15 protein-coding genes are annotated in these 14,824 nt (G+C 41.6%); 6 read left to right on the plus strand and 9 right to left on the minus strand.

The features are described 5' to 3' along the window. Positions 1 to 19 precede the first annotated feature (19 nt). The 4 genes from NSS76_RS01535 to NSS76_RS01550 all read right to left on the minus strand — a co-directional run bounded on the left by NSS76_RS01535 (position 20) and on the right by NSS76_RS01550 (position 3,724). Positions 20 to 1,060: a DUF4352 domain-containing protein gene (locus NSS76_RS01535; protein ID WP_341080263.1), complete on the minus strand. Its 1,041-nt coding sequence runs from the start codon at positions 1,058 to 1,060 to the stop codon at positions 20 to 22. A gap of 313 nt (positions 1,061 to 1,373) precedes the next feature. Further along, positions 1,374 to 2,030 (minus strand): response regulator, encoded by a 657-nt coding sequence (locus tag NSS76_RS01540; RefSeq protein WP_044333593.1) that lies wholly within the window; start codon positions 2,028 to 2,030, stop codon positions 1,374 to 1,376. Then, positions 2,027 to 3,241 carry a sensor histidine kinase gene (locus tag NSS76_RS01545; protein ID WP_151040478.1) on the minus strand — a complete coding sequence of 405 codons (1,215 nt, stop codon included), beginning with the start codon at positions 3,239 to 3,241 and terminating at the stop codon, positions 2,027 to 2,029. The genes NSS76_RS01540 and NSS76_RS01545 overlap by 4 nt, the downstream gene beginning before the upstream one ends. Before the next feature lie 18 nt (positions 3,242 to 3,259). Then, on the minus strand, positions 3,260 to 3,724 hold the full coding sequence (locus NSS76_RS01550; RefSeq protein WP_225315555.1) for a DUF1453 domain-containing protein: 465 nt from the start codon (positions 3,722 to 3,724) through the stop codon (positions 3,260 to 3,262). 158 nt (positions 3,725 to 3,882) lie between these two features. On the opposite strand from NSS76_RS01550, the gene NSS76_RS01555 reads away from it, so the two are divergent. Then, positions 3,883 to 4,812, plus strand: a complete 930-nt coding sequence (locus tag NSS76_RS01555) for an aldo/keto reductase (RefSeq protein ID WP_024424368.1) — start codon at positions 3,883 to 3,885, stop codon at positions 4,810 to 4,812. A 32-nt stretch (positions 4,813 to 4,844) separates the two neighbouring features. Here NSS76_RS01555 and NSS76_RS01560 read toward each other — a convergent pair whose 3' ends face one another. Next, entirely contained in the window at positions 4,845 to 5,810 is a 966-nt protein-coding gene (locus NSS76_RS01560) for a sensor histidine kinase (RefSeq protein ID WP_197202796.1), read from the minus strand. An 11-nt stretch (positions 5,811 to 5,821) separates the two neighbouring features. Next, a complete protein-coding gene (locus NSS76_RS01565) occupies positions 5,822 to 6,523 on the minus strand; it encodes a LytR/AlgR family response regulator transcription factor (RefSeq protein WP_034623942.1) in 702 nt (233 codons plus the stop codon). A 161-nt stretch (positions 6,524 to 6,684) separates the two neighbouring features. Between NSS76_RS01565 and NSS76_RS01570 the strand changes: the two genes are divergently transcribed. The 3 genes from NSS76_RS01570 to NSS76_RS01580 all read left to right on the plus strand — a co-directional run bounded on the left by NSS76_RS01570 (position 6,685) and on the right by NSS76_RS01580 (position 9,068). Next, a complete protein-coding gene (locus tag NSS76_RS01570; RefSeq protein ID WP_024424365.1) occupies positions 6,685 to 7,425 on the plus strand; it encodes an ATP-binding cassette domain-containing protein in 741 nt (246 codons plus the stop codon). Beyond that, entirely contained in the window at positions 7,425 to 8,600 is a 1,176-nt protein-coding gene (locus tag NSS76_RS01575; RefSeq protein ID WP_044333587.1) for an ABC transporter permease, read from the plus strand. Before NSS76_RS01570 ends, NSS76_RS01575 begins: the two co-directional genes overlap by 1 nt. Before the next feature lie 129 nt (positions 8,601 to 8,729). Beyond that, the gene (locus tag NSS76_RS01580) at positions 8,730 to 9,068 is read left to right on the plus strand and encodes a hypothetical protein (protein WP_044333585.1); all 339 of its coding nucleotides are present in this window, start codon (positions 8,730 to 8,732) and stop codon (positions 9,066 to 9,068) included. Positions 9,069 to 9,254: 186 nt separating this feature from the next. Here NSS76_RS01580 and NSS76_RS01585 read toward each other — a convergent pair whose 3' ends face one another. Continuing rightward, positions 9,255 to 10,316: a DUF4352 domain-containing protein gene (locus NSS76_RS01585; protein ID WP_024424362.1), complete on the minus strand. Its 1,062-nt coding sequence runs from the start codon at positions 10,314 to 10,316 to the stop codon at positions 9,255 to 9,257. Between the two features lie 527 nt (positions 10,317 to 10,843). On the opposite strand from NSS76_RS01585, the gene NSS76_RS01590 reads away from it, so the two are divergent. Both NSS76_RS01590 and NSS76_RS01595 read left to right on the plus strand, forming a co-directional pair. Further along, positions 10,844 to 11,272, plus strand: coding sequence for a cell wall hydrolase (locus NSS76_RS01590; RefSeq protein WP_024424361.1), 429 nt, complete (start codon positions 10,844 to 10,846; stop codon positions 11,270 to 11,272). Between the two features lie 119 nt (positions 11,273 to 11,391). Next, on the plus strand, positions 11,392 to 12,171 hold the full coding sequence (locus tag NSS76_RS01595) for a glucose 1-dehydrogenase (protein ID WP_024424360.1): 780 nt from the start codon (positions 11,392 to 11,394) through the stop codon (positions 12,169 to 12,171). A gap of 20 nt (positions 12,172 to 12,191) precedes the next feature. Here the strand turns inward: NSS76_RS01595 and NSS76_RS01600 are convergent, their stop codons facing one another. Then, positions 12,192 to 13,232 (minus strand): acyltransferase family protein, encoded by a 1,041-nt coding sequence (locus NSS76_RS01600; protein ID WP_341080277.1) that lies wholly within the window; start codon positions 13,230 to 13,232, stop codon positions 12,192 to 12,194. Positions 13,233 to 13,442: 210 nt separating this feature from the next. After that, complete coding sequence (locus tag NSS76_RS01605; RefSeq protein WP_341080279.1) at positions 13,443 to 14,435, minus strand: LLM class flavin-dependent oxidoreductase; 993 nt, start codon at positions 14,433 to 14,435, stop codon at positions 13,443 to 13,445. Positions 14,436 to 14,824: the final 389 nt, after the last annotated feature.

A 14,824-nucleotide genomic window follows, 5' to 3' on the forward strand; every position in this document is an offset into this window, starting at 1 on the left:
GCCAGCGTCTTTTTTTAGATTATCTCGTTTTAATAAAACCACTCATGTACTGCTCTGTATTATAATCATTGAGGTCAATTTTCCATTGACCATCCCCATTACGTTTCATTTTCACTTCATATTCAGCTGGGCTGGAAACGGGAGGAAGTTTTTCGAATTCAGATGCGTACATGTTTAAGCTTTTTTTATACAATTCTTCTTTAGAACGGATTTTCCCGTTGTAAAACTCGTCTCTTTGCTTGTCTAGCTTGTCTTTTAAGTTAGAAGCATCAATGCCTGTGACTTGAGCGACAACCTTTGCTTCGTCATCAGAGATGGTTTTCACACTTGTTTCTACTTTCGCTTTATCCTTCATGGTGTTTTGAATGCGTTTGTACATCGACAGAATCTCTCGGTCACTCACTTCATTTCCGTATATTCCTGCACTTCTTTTGAAGTCTTTTACAAACATCTCATGGTATTTATTGACGACATCCGATTGGTTGTCACCCGTTAAATCTGCGAATTCATCGTTCTTTTTATCAAAAACAATAATATCGGTATAAGCGGATAACGCTTTTGCTGGGTTATCCAGCTTTTTTGCTGAATCGAGTATTTTGTTTCCATCTAGGTCGATTTGGATGGAATCACTGTTTTTCTTGATGCTGTCCTGATAGACGAACTGATATTTCTTCCCTTTGTCTACTAGGAAATAAAGAGCTCCTGAAAGTGACTTGCCTTTGTTCAATGAACCAAGGTCAAGACGGTCTTTGCTGCCGTAGAATTTTAAATCAGATACTTTGGCGTCGTCCTGATAAAGGGAGAAGTCAGAGTTATATAATGAAAGGGCTTTGTCACCTTTGTTTGTGATCGTCAGATTGACTTTTAGTACCAATTCATTGTCTCTCAGGGTAGTTGTTGAGTCTTCTGGTAACGTATATTCGTAGCTATTGACTTTTACCTCTGCTGTTTTTGTTGACTTTTGATCAGCGTCGGTTGATTTGGCTGAGCCCTGGCAGGCTACAGAGATGATCATCACGAATGAAATCATGAGGAGTGCACTTATTTTTTTAAGATTCACAGTTGAAGCTCCTTTGCTTTTCTTTCGTCATTTCATTCCCGCTATCTGACTAAGAAAAAAGAAACAGATAGATTGGTATATTCGGGTGTTAAAGGGGAAAATATCCTAATGACGATTTGCACTATTCATTCTATCGAAATTCATTCATGATGAGGAATAGGTTTTAGTCCCTATTTTTGATAGTTTTTAACACAATCACCTATAAAATAAGGAATTAAATAAGCACAATATACTAGTTAATAAGTATTGATTTGTAGATTTATTTTAGGTTTTAAATGTTTTTTGTATAAAAATCTTGAAGTGAAGGTAGTTTTTATTTCACGAGGCGGTGCCGGATGGCGAAGACGACAGCCTGTGTACGGTCTTGTGCATTGAGCTTTTGTAAAATACGGTGCACATGCGTTTTTACCGTACTTTTGCTGATAAATAATTGATCAGCAATGTCTTCATTCTTTAAGCCATAGGCCATTTGCTGTAATACATCGCGTTCACGTTCTGTGAATGATTCGTGAAGCAGATGAGTGTGATGTGTATCATTTGCCTGCTGAAGAGCTCGTGCCATCATGTGCTCAGAGGCTGCCGTTCGAAAGACAGATTCACCAGCAAAGGCGGTACGGATGGCCTCAATTAATTCCTCAGGCATTGTATCCTTCAGCAAATAACCGACTGCCCCTGCACGAATTCCGTCAAAGACGTATTCTTCCGTATCAAAGGTCGTGAGAATCACAACTTTTACATCTGGATGCTTTTTTAAAATGTGCTCTGTTGCTGTGATGCCATCCATTCCAGGCATTTGTACATCCATCAGCAGTACGTCTGGTGTGTTGATCGAGCAAAGCTCAACCGCCTCCTGACCGTCTGACGCCTCCCATATGACGTCAATATCCTCTTGAGCGCTTGCAATATAACGAAATCCTTGGCGGATCAGCGGCTGATCATCAATGATGCCAATCTTAATAGGGTTTGTCATGTCTCGGAGTCCTCCTTGATAGGAATTTGAACATGGATACAAAAGCCGTGCGGCTCGCGTATGGCCGTCTTGAGGGAACCGCCTGCTGCGTCACACCGTGCCTTCATGCCTGACAGTCCAAAGCCAAATGAAATATCTTTTTCGCTGGTCAAATATCCATCGTCTTCAATGTTCATCATCAGCTCATGCTGGTCGTTAGATAGTGTAATGGTCATCGCGGTGGCCTTGGCATGGCGAATTGTATTGGTGATGCCCTCTTGTAAAATGCGGTAAAGCAGTTCAGATACGGAGAGCGGCCATTTTTTATACGTAAGCTGCTCTGTATGAAAGTGAATGTCAAGCTCTCCCGATACCTCTCCTTGCTTGATGAGGCTGCGAAGTCCGGCAAGTCCGAGACCTGCATCATCTGACGCCATATGATGAACCACAGAACGAACTTCGGTGAGACAATTTTTAGAAATATGGATCAGCTCCTGAAATGTCTGCGTCATCTGCTCTGGTTCTTCTTGCTTTAAACGGTAGGGCAAAGACTGAAGCTGGACAATCATTGAGGTTAATTGGTGACCGATACTGTCATGCAGGTCACGTGCGATTCTGCTTCGCTCCTCGAGCACTGCAAATTGGAGTGACTGAACGGTCGCTTCTTCAAGCTCCATATGCGCCTTTTTCAATTGTTCATGGGCTTCTGATAATTCCTTGTGAACCAATTGCAGTTCTCCGAAGTGTTCTTCCTTTAATTCCTGTTCACGCCGACGCATTCTAGAAATCAAAACAAGTGTATACACAAGCAGCTGGAATAGCGGGAGAGTGATCACCAAGTTCCAAGAAAAATCGTTTATATAATAGCTGACCCCACTGGTGAAAAAGATGATAGCAAATAGATAGGGATGATGCGCCTCTGAAAAACGAAAAGCGATAAAGCCGATCATAAAAAAGGTCAGTCCAATACTGTCTTGAATCTGACCTGTCACCAGCCACAAGAGATGTGTCAGAATCCACATCAAGAGGAGCATAGAAAATTGCTTTTTAGGTGACAGCTTGCTTTTTGGAAAAAGACAAAGGAGAAACACCAAATAGACGAAGGTGCGAAACACCAATTCGCCTATTGAAAGGGGCTCATACATTTGAATATACATATAGGTCAATACAAGGCCTAATACAAATTTCCGCCTTATTTGACCTAAAAGCTTGAGTGGCTGCTGAAGGTTCATATCAAAAACTCCTGTCTGTCAGTTAATAGCAGCAGATGCTTTGATGTTCATATATCTTTTTAAAAGAATAAAACGTAAGCCGATCATACTGCCGATTGGAAGGAATGTCAGGCCATTTGCGAAAATGATCAGGGAATGACCGCCATCCTGTACAATTGAACCTACTGTCATCCGGATAAGGATGATTCCGATGAAAAAAAGTGTTCCATAAAGTGAGCTGGCGGCGGTGATACGCCCCGACTGTTGATCATATGTTACTTTGTATAGTTTACCTCTCCATAGCCCGATTGCAAAACCTGTGAGTGCAAAGACAATCATTGCAAGCAGGCTCATCGCCGTGATTTCAATATGCTGAGTAAAGGAATAAGAGAGTGTGCCTAATAAAATGAGCGGTCCTATGAGAAGCCTGATGGGGCGGATTTCTTTTTCCTTGCCTGTTCTTAAAAGCAGAATAATCATAATGATGACAATTTGAATGGTCATGACAAGATCTCCTTTTCGTTTTAGTCTATCTTCATCATACGCATCTTCTATTTTCGCGGCGTCCACCTGCAGGTTGATTTTAGAGAGCGGTATACTTGAATGTTGGAAATGATTCGTGGGAAAATAAGGATGATTATGTAGATAAGGGAGATGAGCTTTTGAAAAAGGTAACGCTTGGACGAACTGATTTGCAGGTAAATCCGATAGGGCTTGGTACGAATGCAGTAGGTGGACATAATTTATTCCCGAATCTTAGTGAGGATGCTGGACGGGAGCTTGTGGAGACGGCTCTTGATCAAGGTGTTAATTTCTTAGATTCTGCTTTTATTTATGGGCTGGGCCGTTCAGAGGAATTAATCGGTGAGATCATTGCCAAAAGAGGCGGCAGAGAAAAGCTTGTCCTTGCGACAAAAGGAGCTCATAAGGAAGTAAACGGGCAAATTGAACTTGATAACAGCCGTGATTTCTTAAGAGAGCAGGTTGAAAATAGCCTGAAACGACTGCAAACTGATTATATTGATTTGTACTATATGCATTTCCCAGATGGACGTACGCCGCTCGAAGAAGTAGCAGGCACATTAAAGGAATTGAAGGACGAAGGGAAAATCAGGGCAATCGGTGCATCAAACCTTGATTTTGAACAGCTTCAAGCCTTTAACCGAGATGGCTACTTAGACGTGCTTCAATCGGAGTATTCTCTGCTGAAACGTCAGGCAGAGCAGGATCTTCTTCCATACTGCGTCGAGCATGGTATTTCCTTTATTCCTTATTTCCCATTGGCATCAGGCTTGTTGACTGGGAAATTTACAAAAGATGCGACATTTGATGATATTCGAGCAAAGGACCCGCTTTTCCAAGGCGATGCTTTCCTTTCAAATCTCGAAAAAGTAGACAAGCTGAAAGCCATTGCTCAATCAAAGAATGCAGAAACAGCACACGTCGCACTCGCTTGGCTCTTAGCGCAGGATGGCATTGATGCTATTATTCCAGGGGCAAAACGAGCAGACCAAGTGCTGCAAAACCTAAAAACAAACGATGTTCAATTAACAGAAGAGGAAATCAATCAAATCGATAAGATCTTCTCTTAACACTAAAAAAAGGTGCAGCTATGCACCTTTTTTTATGACATGGTGAGAGGGATTTTGATGACGAGCCGCAAATTTGGAGAACGGTAAGTGAAATCAAGTGTACCGTCTGCCTTTTCAACAAGCTGTTGAATGATATACGTCCCCATGCCTTGATGATCGCCGCCTTTTGTCGAGCGGCCAAAAGTTTTGAACAAATGATCTAGCACGTGTTTTTCCATACCTTTTGTGCTGTTTTCACAATGGATTAAAAATAGCCCGCTCCGAATAGAGGTCGTGACCGAAATGCTTCCCTCTTTTCCGGCTTGCTTCGCTTCAATCGCTGCATCTAGAGCATTATCAAGCAGGTTGCCAGTAAAACTAACCTGATCCGCCTTTGAAAAAGGAAGCGATGAAAAGGGTGCTTGAAGGTCTAGTGAAAGTGCAATGTCCTCTTTCTCAGCCCGCTCCAAAAAGGGATGTAGGGTTGAGGCTAAATATGCATTTTCTCCTTTAATCCATGGGAAATGTTTGACGTATTGCTGAATCAAATCTTTGATTTCATGCTCGTCGTTCGATGCGGAAAAGGCATTTAAATGTCTAGCTGTTTCATGATGTTTACTGCGCAGCTCAAGAAGTAATTCATTGGTTCTTGATTCTGCGTTTATGAGCTCTTGAAGCTGTCCATTTAACTGTTTCTCTGTCTGCATCACCTTCAATGAGAGGATGTCGACTGTCACCATCATGATGAGCGCCAAAAGACAGCTCAGCTCATTCGGTTGGATTAGAAACAGCAAAAGGCCTGTGCAGGTAATGAGTATAAAAGCGCCAAATATCACATAACCGCTCGTATGAGGCAAAAATCTTTTGTACATGAAAAATGTATAAACACACACCGCGCAAAAGGTAAAAAGCCACAACACAATGGGTGAAAGCGGCAGAAAGGCTTCAGCAGCTGCATGAAACGCAAGACCTAACCATATGAGAGCATAAATGCGAAATCCAAGATAGAAAGCGTTCACGTTCGTTCTCCTTAAAAATAGTATTTCTTAAAGAATTCTAATTGCTGCTTGGTCATCATGGCTTTTTTATCTGTACCTTCAAAAGACACGATATACGAATTTTTAGCATACGCCGAGAAATTCTTAATGTAATGAATATTGATAATAAACGATCGGTGGGAGCGGATAAAATCCTTTTCAGCTAGATCGCCCTTTAGCTCATTTAATGTCTGATAGGTCTGGATATCTCCTGTCGTTGTCACGATAGTTGTTGACCGGCCTGTTCGCTCAACAAAAATAACATCCTTTTTCTGCAGCACATGAATATCTGACTGCTGCTTAATGAGAAGCCGTCCATGAATGCTCTTCTCCTGCTTGGTGGACAGATAACGCTCTAAGCATTTGGCAATTCGATCAGCTTGGTAGGGCTTCATAATATAATCATGTACATTCAAATCAAACGCATGGACCGCATACCCACTGTTTCCTGTCACAAAGACCACATCGACATTCAGTGCGTGAGAGTGAATGAGGTCCGCTAATTCATAGCCGGACATTCCAGGCATTTCAATGTCAGCGAACAACAGATCAATGTCTCCTTTTTTGACCTTCTCATATGCATCCTCTGCTGACTGCGTGACAAAGACGATGTCCACAGCCTCCATCCTGCCTACAATGGCGTGCAGCTTTTCTAAATCTACTCGGTAATCGTCGACGAGACCTACTTTTATCATAAAAATCACCTATGATCATTCTTATTATTTGTCTATTTTACCATTTGTTTTTTTGAAATAGATCATTTCAAGACAGAAAAAGGACGTTTCGCGACATTTTTATATCAGGCAAGCGTTATTTTTTCTATCATAGACTTAGAAAGTTGAAAGGGGCGAACCACATGATTACTCTCAGCGATTGCAGCTGCTGGTTTAAAGATAAGAAAAAAGTCGTAAAAGCGATGAAACACATGACGTTCTCCGTGAAGGAAGGGGAAGTCGTTGGCATTCTAGGAGAAAATGGTGCAGGAAAAACAACATTATTGCGCGCCGTAGCCACATTATTAGAGCCTACACACGGAACAGTCACTGTCGCAGGCTTTGATACAGTGAAAGAAGCAACAGAAGTGAAAAAGCGGATTGGTGTCTTGTTTGGCGGAGAGACGGGGCTTTACGATCGTTTGACGGCAAGAGAAAACCTTGAATACTTTGGCAAATTATATGGCTTAGATCAGCATGAAATCAAAGCAAGAATAGAGGATTTGGCAAAGCGTTTTGGGATGAGACAATACATGGATCGCAAGGTGAAAGGATTCTCAAGAGGAATGAAACAAAAGGTGGCGATTGCTAGAACGTTAATTCATGATCCTGACATTATTTTATTTGATGAGCCGACAACAGGCTTAGATATCACGTCGAGTAATATTTTCAGAGATTTTATCCATCAGCTCAAGCAGCAAAATAAAACGATCCTCTTTTCAAGCCACATCATGGAAGAAGTCAGCCAGCTTTGTGACAGTGTGATGATGATTCATCAAGGAGAGCTTGTGTATAAAGGCACACTTCCAGAATTATATACACAGGAACAAAGTGAAGACTTGAACTATATCTTTATGTCGAAGCTAGCTAGGGGGATTTCATAATGTGGAAAACCGTCTTTTTGAAAGAAATGACAGATGCGCTAAGGGATCGAAAAACGTTGCTCTTAACCGTACTGATTCCTCTTTTGACGATGCTTGGACTGGTGTTCTTTTATGAAAGCATGATTGCAGATCCAGGGGATAAAGCCTATACAGTCGCCATCAATGAACAGCTTCCAGCCGAAATGAACCAAATGATCAAAGAGGTCAAAAACCTAAACCTTGAAACATTTGATGATCCGCAGCAAGCCGTCAAGGATGGGGAGGCAAATGCTTACCTAGAAATGCCGAAAGAGGCAGGCGATATGCTCAAGCATCAAAAGCCATTCGCCATTAAAATTCATGGATATACGACAGATGATGATTCAGTGATCACCGTTCAAATGCTGCAATCATTGCTGGAGCAGTATCAAAACCAGGTGGTCGAGAAGCGCTTAGCAGCGGATCAAATCGATACGTCCGTTATTCATCCGTTTGAAGTGCAGTCCGTTGATGTAGAAGAAGGTGATGAAGGGGAAAACGGAGTGACCGCTATGCTGTTGTCGATTCTCCTTCCAATGATTTTGGTGACCTCCGTGATCTCAGGTGCTTTGCCGGCAGCGCTTGATATTGTAGCAGGTGAAAAAGACCGAAAATCCATTGAAGCGTTGTTTCTGACGCCGGCCAGCAGACTCCAGATTCTCATCGGAAAATGGCTCGCTGTCTCTATGTTCGGTATTTTAAGTGGGATTGTGGCGATCGGCATGCTGCTTCTATCTACTTTGCTCTTTACAGAAAAGCTGAAGCAAGCTCTGAACTTTGGTGATCAAATGTGGAGCATTATCGGCGTTATGTTTGCGGCGCTTATCATCTTCTCCTTCATGGTATCCATGATTGAATTGCTGCTCAGTGTGATGTCGGGTTCAGTCAAAGAAGCGCAATCGTACATGTCCATGATCATTACACTAGGTGTGCTCCCAATGTTCTTTACCATGAGAGCAGGTGCAACGCAGCTAGATACGTATTACTTTGCCATCCCATTTCTCAATATTCATGCGCTGTGTAAGCAATTGATGTTTGGTATCATCGATCCAATGTCCATCACCCTGACACTCGGCTCCTCAGCCTTGGCAGTCGTCATCCTGTTTGTCATCGTCAGAAGCTTGTTTATGAAAGAGAAATGGATGCTTGCGAAATAAAGAAAAACTTGCAGATATATTCTGCAAGTTTTTTATATTCAGAGATTCATATAAAAGAGGCTCGCGATAGCATGATGGAAGAGGAAATGATATGATTATCCTAATTTTACCAAGGAAAGGAGTTCGGGTATGTCTTATCAAACAGATGACGATGATGTGTTAGGACTATGTAATATATATGCTCAGCAAACACACCATTTTGAAGCCTTTATTTTGGGAAACAGGGTAGGTTTATTAGAATTAAAAAATGCAATAGACAAGGCTTTAGAAACCGGTAGTTCTACTGCAACGTTATTCCCTTCTGATTATGAGGGATATGATGTCTATATTGCTTTAGTAGACGATGAGCAAAGGTTTGAAAAATTAACAACTCCTTATGTAGAGGAATACGCACAAGAGGAAGATGCGATTGATCCAATTGAGATCATTAAAGAATATGAAGCTGAAAAGAGGAATTCATCTTTATAAAATGTTTGCGATATGAAAAAAGCTCGATCTCACTATATTAATAGTAGCAGCCATTACTATATTTATGGTGGACATTCAGTGGGGTGGCTGGCGATTTTCTTGCTTTCTTGTATGTATTTCAGAATCAAATATAGGAAACAACCGAAATAAATTAAGAAAAAACCCCCGGAATCGGGGGTTTTTCCATTAGTTCTTGATGAATTTCTCAACTAATGAGCTTGTTTTATAATCGTTCAAATCAAGTTTCCATTGGTCGATATCATTTTTCTTCATGTTGACTTCTACTGTTTCTTCAGAAGATGATGGTCCTAATTTTTTAAACTCATCTGGGTAAATTGATAGTAAGTATTTTTGCGCTTCATCATAAGAAGCTGAACGGTTTTTGCTGTAGAACTCAGTCGCTTTCTCTTTCAAACGATCGACAAGCGGACTTGCATCGATTGGTGTAAGAGTCACAGTCACGACAGCTTTATCACCACTGATGGATTTTGTTTTTGTTGAAACTTTTGATTTTTCAGCTAATGTTTCTTTCACAGCTTTCAGTAGCTTATCAAGGTTTTCGTCCTTCGCTGAGCTAGAAGAAATACCTGAAGAAGTGATGTAACCTTGCTTGAATGATTTATCAAATTCGTTCACAACAGTTGATTTGTTATCACCTGTTAGTTTTTCGAAATCATCGTTTTTCTTACCAAAAATCATCACATCAATATAAGAAGAAAGAGCTTTTGCAGATGCTTGTAGTGTATCTGCTTTTTTCATTAAGTCTTTTCCTTTAATATCGAATTCTAGTGTTTTGTCATCTTTTTTCGATCCGCTTCCTGGCTCTGTGTAAACAAGCTGATAGTCCTTGTCTTTGTCAACAACAAAGAAAAGACCGCCTTTTGTTACTTTGTCTGCATTTAAAGAGCTTGAAGATAATACTTCGTTGTAGTCATCTGGAGAGATCGTAGATACCTGTGCGTCATCTTGGTAAAGCGTGAAGTTGCTTTTATCAACATTGAGAGGCTCTTTGCTGATATTTTTTACAGATACATTCACTTTTAGTACATACTGATCATCCTGTACAGATGTATCGTATTGAGGTGGTAATGTGTACTCAGCACTTTCTACCTTTACCTCTGCTGCATCAAGAGATTTTTTGGTATCGTTTTCTTTCGCAGCTGTTTTGTCTTTTCCACCACTACAAGCAGCAGCGACAACAGTTACACACAAGATCAGAAGAAACAGGGATAATTTCTTTTTAAACATGGCGTGTTTTCCTCCTCGGGTTTATGGTGAATTTCATTGAAAAGCTGTAGTTCATATCATTCTTTTTGCACAAAAAGAAAAATACTGTATGTTTTTTACTGTAGAATGAAGCGAAAGTACTGTCAATACCTCAGTGCGTTTCCGAGGTTGATTGGCTTCAAGTAGTAAAAATGACACTAAGTTGAGAGGAGAAACTTGTAATTTATTATTTGATATCTCCTGTAGAAACTCAACATTTTATATTTTAAGGTTTTGAGTCGGATTATTGAATAGGTTCAAATGACTGTTTTTGAAGATGATGTCGCAATTAGAAGGATTTTTATGACTTGTAAATGAGTATATAGTAATGAATATTTCTTCCTGTTATGTATATGGTCACTTGGTTTGAGTGTTGTTGGCAGCGAGACACATGTCCAGCAAATTTAGACAGGCTGCCGACACTGAACGTGCTTTTTCATGTCAAAATGGCAGTCATCTACACAGAAACGCTACATAAAATAAAAGAGAAACGAACTGGAGGTGGATGTATGGCAGTGGTAAGAGCGACAAGCTCTGATATTGATTTAATGGCCAGACTGCTGAGAGCGGAGGCAGAAGGTGAAGGGAGGCGAGGGATGCTGCTCGTAGGAAACGTGGGCATCAATCGTTTGCGTGCCAACTGCTCTGACTTTAAAGGGCTGCGTACGATTCCACAAATGATTTATCAGGAGCATGCATTTGAAGCGGTCACGCATGGTTACTTCTATCAGCGAGCACGAGAAACGGAAAAAACACTTGCGCGGAGAAATATTAACGGAGAACGGTTTTGGCCGGCAAAATTCAGCCTTTGGTATTTTAAACCGCCTGGCGATTGTCCGGCGACTTGGTACAATCAGCCGTTTGTGGCAAGGTATAAGTCGCATTGCTTTTATCAGCCAACCGCCGAAACGTGTGAAAATGTTTATAACACCTTTTAGCTTGATGAAACGCACAACCCTCTTAGAGTACAAATGCAGAGGGTTGTGTTTTTGTTTTTTCCAAAATGGGTAACCATTGTGTATCAGCAAGATGAAGCACGTGAATGGAGGAAATGAAGATGTATCAAGATTTAAAAGGGAAAACAGCCATTGTCACAGGCTCTTCAAAAGGAATTGGACAAGCGATCGCATTACGGTTTGGACAAGAGGAAATGAATGTGGTTGTAAACTATAAAGGCGATGAAGATGGAGCTGAAGAGACCGTAAAAGCCATTCAGCAGCACGGAGGTGGGGCGGTGAAAGTACACGCAGATGTCTCCAAAGAGGAAGGCATCCAAGCCATTATGGATACAGCACTGGAGCATTTCGGTACAGTAGATGTATTCGTCAATAATTCAGGCTTCAACGGCGAAGAAGCGCTGCCGCATGAGATGACGCTGGAGCAATGGCAAAATGTCATCGATGTGAATATGACAGGCGCATTTTTAGGCGCAAAGGCTGCACTCACTTATATGATGGAGCATGACATCAAAGGGTCCATTTTAAATATTTCCAGTGTCCATCAGGAAATCCCGCGCCCGTTCAATGTTCATTATTCCACTTCAAAGGGCGGAATGAATATGATGACGAAGACGCTGGCTCTTGATTATGCCGAAGCAGGTATTCGAATCAATGCGATTGCGCCGGGTACCATGGCGACCGAATCGAATGATGATTTGCAGGATGAATTGAAAAAACAAAAGCAGCTTGAGAAAATCCCGATGAGAACCTTTGGTGAACCGAAGGAGATTGGGGCCGCTGCTGCATTCCTCGTTTCTAAGGAAGCGGCGTATATCACAGGCACCACCTTATTTGTAGATGGTGGAATGACACTTTATCCTTCTCAAATCAATGATTAATCCAAAAAACATCCGCCTGTTCAGCCGGCGGATGTTTTTTGTTCGTAGCGTTGAGCGGCTTTGGTCGGTTTGCCGAGCAGCATCGGGTACTTGCTCAGGAAGGAGATACATGGCACCATGAGCAGCAATGTGCCGATCGTATAAAAAAGTGTCCAAGAGAGCTGTGCTGTATCAGCAATATTGATACCGAGTCCATAAAAAACAAATGCTTTCATGATATCGATACCGGCAAACTGCAAGACAAGAATGACAATAGAATTACGTCCTAGATACGTCAAAATAGGGGATGTTTTCAATTTAAAGCTTAAATAAATCACGGCAGCTGAACCGAGCAGAGCACATGCATAGAAAATAAAGAGATCACCGTAGTCGTTGACGCGCATATCGATCCGTGAATTAAAGCTTTGCATGTAAGCCGTCAGCACAAGCAGACCTGTACATAAAAGAAGGGTTGGATCTGTTTTTAATTCCACAAACCATTGCTTTGCTAAAAATCCAATCGAATAAAACACAACAGCTGTCAAGGCGACATTGGCGTTCCAAGGAAGACTTTGATCTAAAAGCAAGGTAGAGGCATATCCAGCACCTCCGCAAAGAACAGTCAGCAAGATCACGGCAGCGGGTTTTCCTTTAGAAAGACGATGCATAAAGAGAAATAAAATTTCCACTAAAAAGAGCGTCGTTAAAAACCAAATCGCTGGGTTATGTGTCAGTCTTGCTTCATCTGCATTGGATATGAAAATACCTGTAAACGGAACGAAAGGATCAATATCCGTTTGTCCCTTGAATGCGAAAAAACGGGTAACGGAGAACCAAAATACATACGTAATGATGGAGAAATAGAGATAGGGCAAGAGTAAGCTTTTGGCTTTTTTCTGAATAAATGACAAAGCAGGGGATGAGGATGATCGAAACATCATGCCTGATAGTAAAAAGAAAAGCGGCATATGAAAAGAGTAAATGAATTGCTTGAGCGAATCTGGAATGGGCACATGCGCCATGACCACGAGCAGAATGCCAATCCCTTTAGCTGCATCAACCCAATCGAGTCTCTTTTTCATGTCTGTCATCTCCTTCTTTCTCAGCGTTGTAAACCGTTCATTGAATATGTACCTCTACTATATAAAAGGTACACCTCTTATGCGTTTACAGTTCGCTAACGATTAGAAGACACATTTGCGATCAGATGACAGACGGAAGGATTTTGACATCTTGATGTTACATTTCCCATTTTTTATGACAATGTAAAAAAGAAGCCTGGAAAGCTGGCTTCAAAATAATTCTGCTATTCGCTTGAAGGAACGTTGTTTTTCGATCGGATCAAAGGAATTGTTCAGAATCATGATGTCATCCGTTTGATAGCGGTCCATCAAGGTCTGTAATTGCTCTTTCACCGTTTTCTTCGAGCCGACAATCATCCGCTGGCGGTTTTGCAGCACTTTTTTCTTTTCCTGTATGGTGTAGTGATAGGCGCTTGCTTCTTCTATAGAAGGAACGCGGCTGTCCAGTCCCTTTTCAACACGAAGCAGCCATAAATCTGTACTGCTGGCGATCCTGTCTGCTTCTTCATCTGTTTCACCGCAGATGACAAAGACGGCAAACATAGATTGTGGCTGCCTAGAAAAGACAGATGGAGAAAAGTGTGATCGATACGTCTCAAATGCTTGTGTGCCGCGAGCAGGATGGATAAAGTGGCCAAAAATATAGTTGATTCCAAGCTCCGCCGCCTGCATGGCACTATTTTCTCCCAGCCCAAGCAGCCAAACCGGCGGATGAGCATCAACAAGCGGAGCAGCTTTCACGCCTGCATGCGGATGACCAGAAGGCAGGCTGTCTGATAAGTAAAAAAGAAGGTCCTTCAGCTGGCGGTCAAACTGAGACAGATCTTTAGGCACGCCGTCCGTCAAAGCGAGTCTCGTCCTTTCGATCCCGCCTGGAGATTTGCCGACACCAATCTCAATCCGTCCAGGATAAAGGGCTTCAAGTTGCCGCGTGACCTCTGCTACTTTAAAAGGACTGTACTGAGGAAGTAAAATACCGCCAGATCCGGTACGCAAGGTCGTTGTATGAGCCGCAATATGAGCCATTAATATTTCAGGCGCTGTACTAGCGAGCCCTCTTGTGCTGTGGTGTTCGGCGAACCAATAGCGCTCATACCCAAGCGTTTCAGCCAGCTGAGCCAGCTGCGTTGTATGAATCAATGTCTCCTGAGCAGACTGACCTTTAGGAATGGCGACTTGATCTAATATATGAAGTGATGGCATCATCAACATCCTTTCATCAACATGCTGAATATCAGTATAAAGAAATCCATAGGTGGAAGGAAACGAAAGGGTTTATCCTTTGCTTCTTTTCTATATCAACATATGAAACCACATTAATACACTCCTTATCAGTAAGAGCTGTTCATCGGGAACTTTCGACAATGTTTCACATGAAACACTTCATTAACGACATGAACCATTTCCAATGTGCATCTTTCGTTAAAAAAATATAAAGAGTTTGAAACCTATCTTGAACATAGATCGTATATACTAGTAAATAGAAAAAAGAGTAAGAGGCTCCAATGTCATTTCATGAATTTTGTCGAATTTTCATGTATGATGATTTTAATAGGGTCCATCGCTTAATAAATAGATTTTTATTATGCTGG

It is taken from the genome of Bacillus sp. FSL R5-0654, assembly GCF_038008745.1.
GTDB classification, from domain to species: Bacteria; Bacillota; Bacilli; order Bacillales; family Bacillaceae; genus Bacillus; species Bacillus safensis.

Bases quoted from the DNA above. Each gene is read 5' to 3' on its own strand.
- NSS76_RS01540 (WP_044333593.1), bottom strand. From the start codon at position 2,030: ATGACAAACCCTATTAAGATTGGCATCATTGATGATCAGCCGCTGATC.
- NSS76_RS01545 (WP_151040478.1), bottom strand. From the start codon at position 3,241: ATGAACCTTCAGCAGCCACTCAAGCTTTTAGGTCAAATAAGGCGGAAA.
- NSS76_RS01550 (WP_225315555.1), bottom strand. From the start codon at position 3,724: ATGACCATTCAAATTGTCATCATTATGATTATTCTGCTTTTAAGAACA.
- NSS76_RS01565 (WP_034623942.1), bottom strand. From the start codon at position 6,523: ATGATAAAAGTAGGTCTCGTCGACGATTACCGAGTAGATTTAGAAAAG.
- NSS76_RS01570 (WP_024424365.1), top strand. From the start codon at position 6,685: ATGATTACTCTCAGCGATTGCAGCTGCTGGTTTAAAGATAAGAAAAAA.
- NSS76_RS01575 (WP_044333587.1), top strand. From the start codon at position 7,425: ATGTGGAAAACCGTCTTTTTGAAAGAAATGACAGATGCGCTAAGGGAT.
- NSS76_RS01580 (WP_044333585.1), top strand. From the start codon at position 8,730: ATGTCTTATCAAACAGATGACGATGATGTGTTAGGACTATGTAATATA.
- NSS76_RS01585 (WP_024424362.1), bottom strand. From the start codon at position 10,316: ATGTTTAAAAAGAAATTATCCCTGTTTCTTCTGATCTTGTGTGTAACT.
- NSS76_RS01590 (WP_024424361.1), top strand. From the start codon at position 10,844: ATGGCAGTGGTAAGAGCGACAAGCTCTGATATTGATTTAATGGCCAGA.
- NSS76_RS01595 (WP_024424360.1), top strand. From the start codon at position 11,392: ATGTATCAAGATTTAAAAGGGAAAACAGCCATTGTCACAGGCTCTTCA.
- NSS76_RS01600 (WP_341080277.1), bottom strand. From the start codon at position 13,232: ATGAAAAAGAGACTCGATTGGGTTGATGCAGCTAAAGGGATTGGCATT.
- NSS76_RS01605 (WP_341080279.1), bottom strand. From the start codon at position 14,435: ATGCCATCACTTCATATATTAGATCAAGTCGCCATTCCTAAAGGTCAG.